Source organism: Sphingobacterium sp. LZ11T8, from assembly GCF_024261425.1.
In the GTDB taxonomy this organism is placed as follows: domain Bacteria; phylum Bacteroidota; class Bacteroidia; order Sphingobacteriales; family Sphingobacteriaceae; genus Sphingobacterium.
Map to the genome: position 1 here is coordinate 1 of NZ_JANBZY010000013.1, position 5,864 is coordinate 5,864.

General features: G+C 41.2%; 1 protein-coding gene and 1 pseudogene. Both read right to left on the reverse strand.

Features of this window, described 5'->3' with window-relative positions:
- On the reverse strand, positions 1-4,742 hold a 4,742-nt coding region (locus NLF99_RS19525), incomplete at its 3' end, for an alpha-2-macroglobulin family protein (RefSeq protein WP_254530285.1).
- Between the two features lie 159 nt (positions 4,743-4,901).
- Positions 4,902-5,864, reverse strand: a pseudogene (locus NLF99_RS19530) (alpha-2-macroglobulin); the annotation flags it as partial.

Below are 5,864 nucleotides of genomic sequence, written 5' to 3' on the forward strand. Positions count from 1 at the left end.
GCCCGAAGGACCTTGCCGTTCTTTTCAGGTACCTTGACTTCCGAGTTCCAGAAGTGGCGTGCATATAGATAGTCCAGTGCGATATTGGCGGATGCCTTTTCCCTGGTTATGCTGCTGTCCTGGTCCAAATAGGTAGCCAGGCGTCTCATGCTGCCGTTTATCTGCGGGTTCACTAGGCTGTGGTCCAGGTAAAATACCTTGCCAACGACCTCCAGTATCCGCATGGAGATATGGGTATCGGACTTCCCGCCTTCGAACCAAGGGAAGGATCCATTGTCCAATTGTCCACGGAGCAGTTTCTGCTCGATGCCCTTGAGCTCGGTCTCGATATTGGAATTGAACAGTTCGGCCAAAGCCTCCAGGCGCTTGCTGTCATGCTGTATGTCGCGTAGCCAAGGCATTTCCTGCAGCTTCAGCTCGTTGAGCTGGGCATTCTCCTCCAGTCTGCTCTTGGTATCCTTTACCTTGATGGACCTGAAATAATCGGAAATGGCAGGGTAATGCTTGCCTATGTACTGAACCATCTTGAGACCGAACCATTTACTGCTGGACTGTTCGGTACATTCGTAAGGGTAGTTCTTGAGGTAGTCTAGGGCAGAGATAATCTCCAGGATCGGGTTGCTCTGTACCTGTACCTTGGCCTGTAGGTTGTCCTTGCCGGCAGAAGCGATGCTGAAGTCCTGTTTTTGGCCGGCATTCAGGGCGATCTTCTCGGTCTGGGAAACCAGCACCTTGTTGGACAGTACCGGCAGCTCCACGATCTCGCCATCGGAATGTTCCCCGCTTGCCGCAACGATCTTGACCTGCACGCTTGGGTACCCTTCAGGTACCTTGAGCTTCCAGGACAGCGTTTGGTTGTTGTCCTTTGCTACGCTGAAGTCGGTCGTGATGTCGCCCAGCACGAACCGTTCGCTGAGGTCGGCATTGTCGACCGGGTTGATGATCTCGATCTTGGCCTTGCCCTGCTGCGGCTTGCCGCTGAGGTTCTGTACCTGGGCGATGATCTCGATCTGGTCGGATTCGCGGAAGTACCTAGGCAGGTTGGGACGTACCATCAGCTGCTTCTGGGTCTGTGTATAGAACTGTTCGGAGCCCACCTCGAGGTTCTTGCCATGGGCGAAGAGCATGAGCTTCCACTTGGTCAGGGCCTCGGGACTGTCGAACTCGAAACTGATGTTGCCCTCCTTGTCGGTGTACAGGTTCGGGTAGAAGAATGCCGTTTCCTGAAGGTTCTTGCGCGCTTGGACCTGGGAGAGGTCTACTCCTTGATAAATAGGCATTAACTCATTCATGCCAGGATTCACATTTTTCGGAGCGAATTCTCCTCTTGGAATATTATCAACTTTATTTAAATATGCTGGGGTCCAAATCGCCTCAAATTCATAGACCCGATTATTATTTTCCAAAAGAGAAATATCACCTTGATCTAATGTCAAGGTATTCCACAAACTGAAACTATTTAGTTGATGGAATTTTAAATCATTCATAGGAATGTAAATATGGATATAGTCTTCTTCATCTCGAGCATTAATCAATGTAAAAAAGGCATTATGCCTTACCTCATATCTATATGGATAGCTCGTCAAATTCCATTTGTTAGTGTAACTTTTTGTAAAAAATTCATTCAGGGAAAAATCATACATGCATGCAAATACGGAAGCTGGGATAGCTTTATCATTCAGTGATATATTAAAGCTCCATTTTTCCTTACTTCCAGGAAGGATTTTATTTCTAAAGGTATTTGCTCTAATTTTTAGGATGTTGTTTTCCTTATGTAATGGTATTTGTATGCTAAGGTTTTCAATTTTATTTTCATTAATCAATGTAGCTTGAAACTGATAGTAGTTCTTGATTTTTATACTATCCAATAAAAAAGAATAGGATGCATGACCATTCTCAATAGAAAGGATAATGGATTCAAGCTTATGCTGGTTAGTAAAAGGCACTAAAAGTACCTCCTTTGCATTTTTTAAATCAGTATAAAAGTCAACTTTTACCTGATCGTTGATTTGATAGTTTTCTTTATCAAAATTGTAGACTAAAAAGTTTTTATTGCCCTTCTTCCTAGTTTTGGAATCTGCTAGCTCAAAGCTGCGATATCCTAATAAGGCAGAATCAGGGACATTAACCACTTTAATGTAATATCTTCCCGAAGAAAACAATGTTGGATCAACCTTTATGGTAGGAGAAAGGCTGCTGTCAAAGGGATAGGTAGCTACAAGGGTGTCGTTTTGAGTTTCAAAATCTTTTTTGGTTACCCTTGTTGGGAAATACTTGATGTACTCCTCAGGCGAAAACACATGAAATTCTATTTCATCCAGGAATTTAGTGGAATACAAACTGTTTGAATAGGTGTTCCCAATGGTAGTGAAATCCGGTTTTTTGAAGATTTGAATTTCACCGGAAAGATTCACCTTTTCTTGGTTTTCATTTTTACCAATTATTTCTATCTCATCAAATTTGCTGGCAAATAATTTTTCTTCATCCAAATTTATTTCCGCGGTGCCGAGAATATCCGAATATATATAATGCGTATATGCTTTTTGGGATTCGCCGGTAGGGCTTGTTGCATAGGTGTTCAATAAAATACTATAGCCTTTGAAATTTGCGAAAAGGGTGTCATTCAAAGGAACCCTAATTTTAAAAGTTCCATCGTTTTCGGTTTGCAAAGTACCTGCAGGAAGATTTATATATTTTGTACTTGGGTCATGTGTAATTACAGTAATGGTATACGAAACTGTAGTAGCACCTAAGACTACTCCAGAAAATGATTCTACCAATCCTGTGAACTCCGCCGTATCTTTTGACGTATAGGTATCTTTAATTTTATTGAGGTAGATCTTAAATGTTGGCCTTTTGTACTCTTCTACTCGGAAAGATGAAGAGGAAATTGACTGATTTCCTTCTTTGATCATGATCTGATAGAAGCCAAGTGGGGATTTTTCAGGAAGAACAAATTCTCCATTTATGGAGCCGAAACTATCTGTGGTTTGGACCAGGGAGTCTATTATTTGCTCATTTGATGTTTTTATTAGTACAGTCAATCTTTTTCCGGCTAGGATTTTTGCTGCATACATGTCATTTTGGTAACTGATCACCTTATATAGAACTTTTTGTCCTGGTCTATAAATACTTCGGTCAAGAAGCGTTTTTGCCTCGAAATCTAATTCATTAGGAGAGCTGTCTTCCTCCGAAAAGTTTTTGGTTTTATGGTAAACGAGGTGTTGATTTTCTTCAGGAAGGAAAATGCCTATATCGTCACTATAGAATTTAACTGAATCTGCTGGGATAGGGAGTAAAATTTCTCCAGCATGATTTGTACTCGCTGTTTTTAGGCTAGTCTTTCCATCCTTCAACTTTAGGATTTGAAGATCTTTCTTTTTAAAAGACTCGCCATTTTTGCGGTTCACGAGGTAAGTTGAAAAGATATCGCCCCCAAAAGGGTCTTTTTCGATTGCGGTTTTAAAGAAATAATCTGTTACTTCAAATTTGGACGCTGTTACTAATTTATTGTCGTCATTATTTTCAAATTCAGGATTGTTTGAAATCAGGATTCGATATTTTCCGGCGCTTAGTGGGTTAATTTTATAGTAAGTGGTGTGGATTTCGAAGTCATCAAAAGGTTTCAATGCTACTTGTTCCGTATAGATTTCTTTTGCTTTGTTATTTATATCGCTTAATCCAACTTCTGGACTTGAATAATAATCCAGATCATTTTGGAATTTGAATACTTTCAGATATATCTTGTCAATATTCCTAATGGAAAGAACTATGGGTACATATTCATTGGTTGGTATGGAGGAGCTGTGCTTAAGGTTCAATTTCAAGCCATTGAAGAGGTTAATCAATGAATCTAAATCCGTTGTCCAAGGGGAATTTGGGTACAGTCTTTTAGCCTTCTGTAAATATCGTACTTGTAATTTAGGATTTTGAGATCCTAATTTTGCTGCCAATAAAGTATAGATCTGGGCATTGAATTGACTGTTGGTTTTTTGAATGATACCTTCGTAACCTTCAATAATACTCGACGTATCTCGGTTTTCAATATAGAGGTTCTTCGCCAGGATATAGGCAGTTGCATCCTCTAGGCCCTTCCTCTTATTATAGGCTAGAACATCCGTTAGAAGTTTATTGTAAAGATCCAGATTTTTCTTTCTGTCGTTAAGTAAAAACCTTAAATATGTATCAAGATTGAAATGGTATAGTGTCGGGTGAATAGAAAGCTGTTTGGAATCTTCCCATAGGGATTGCCATTTTTCCATGGGTTGTTTTAGGAGAGATTCCTTATCAGCAATGGATTTTTTGAGGAGACTATCAATGATTTCAAATTTCCTCATCTTGGTTGAACCTAGGAACTCATTATTAGTACTGGATGGGTTGTCTTCTACATTATTAAGAAGAAATAAGGCATAAGCTTGATATAGGACTGCTCTTTGAACATTGTTTTTCCCTTTTAGATTTCTTATAAAATGTTTTTCAATTTTTTCGAATAGGTCAACAGAAGTTTCATTCTTCCTTAGCCCCATGGTTTCCGCAAGAACTATCTTTACTTCCAAGGCATCATCTTTTTTTCCTTGTGCAGATTTCTTTAATTCATTTATTATTGGGATGGCTTCATTATAATTTCCAATGACTTCTAAACGGTTGATTTCTTTCCATTTTTGTTCGATTTCTCTTTCGTTGATCTGTCCAAAAGCTAAAAACGGAAGGATAAACATTGATATTTGTAGGATTCTCTTCATGAATTAATAATTGGCTTTCTTAATTAATGATGCGAGAAATTAATTTTTTCACAAATTATTTTTAATAAACTTTATGTGGACTAGGAAGGGAATATGTCCTATAAAAAGGGAAAGGGCAATTTGATATCAAATTGCCCTTTCCCTTTTTATTTAATTCTTCTATTTGACAATCGTGATGACCTTGTTATCAGATCTTGCATTTACGGTCGGATCGTACATGCTTTCGATGTTGGTTATACCGGAGTTGAATTCACCTAGGTTATTGGCCTTGACCTCGTACTCGAAAGTCCTTTTCCCTTTTTGCAGGGCGTTGAAGAAGTAGTTGGTCGATGCGTCCTTCAGGGTGAAATAGTAGTTGTTTCTCCAGCTGTATCCCGAAGGTACGAATACAGGTTCCACGCCTGCAGGTCGGCTGTCCTTCAGATGTACATATTCCAGGTCCTGGTCGTTGATGACGGTGATGATCACCTTGATCTTTTCGCCCAGTTTTGCCTGATTGCTCTCCACCCATTTACCGTTCCGCTCAACCATGTACTGTTTGCTGACCTTGATGTCGTTGGTCGATGCCTTCACTTCGGATACCGGCAGGAAGTACTGATGGAAAACTCCACCGAATACCGTGCGGTCGTTGTGGTTCTCGATCTGTACGGACCTGTTTCGGTCAAGATCCTGCTTATTGAAAGTCTTGGAGACCTGTCCCAGTACCACCGAGTCCATCTTGGCGTTCTGTCCGTCGACCAGTACGGTTACGGCATTGTCCAGGTTGAAGTCCTTTGGATTGTTGGCCAGCAACAGGCTATAGATGGCATCCACGGTCATCCAGGTGTTTCGCCAATAGTTGGCTTCCTTGCGGAAGAAGATCCATTGGCTGATCGGATTGAGCTTGCTCGGGTCATGGAGCTTGTATGCCTCCAGCATATAGCTATGCAGGCTGATATCGTTGTACTGCTTGCCGTTGCTCTCCCAGTACATGCCCTTGTCGGGATCCAGGATGACCTCCTGTTGGATCCTGTTGCGGATCTCGTTTGACTCCTTGGACTCACCGAACAATTGGTTGACGATCCATGCCTTTGCGGCATAGCCGGCAGGACCCTTGGCGGTGATGATCGGAGCCTTGGCGAT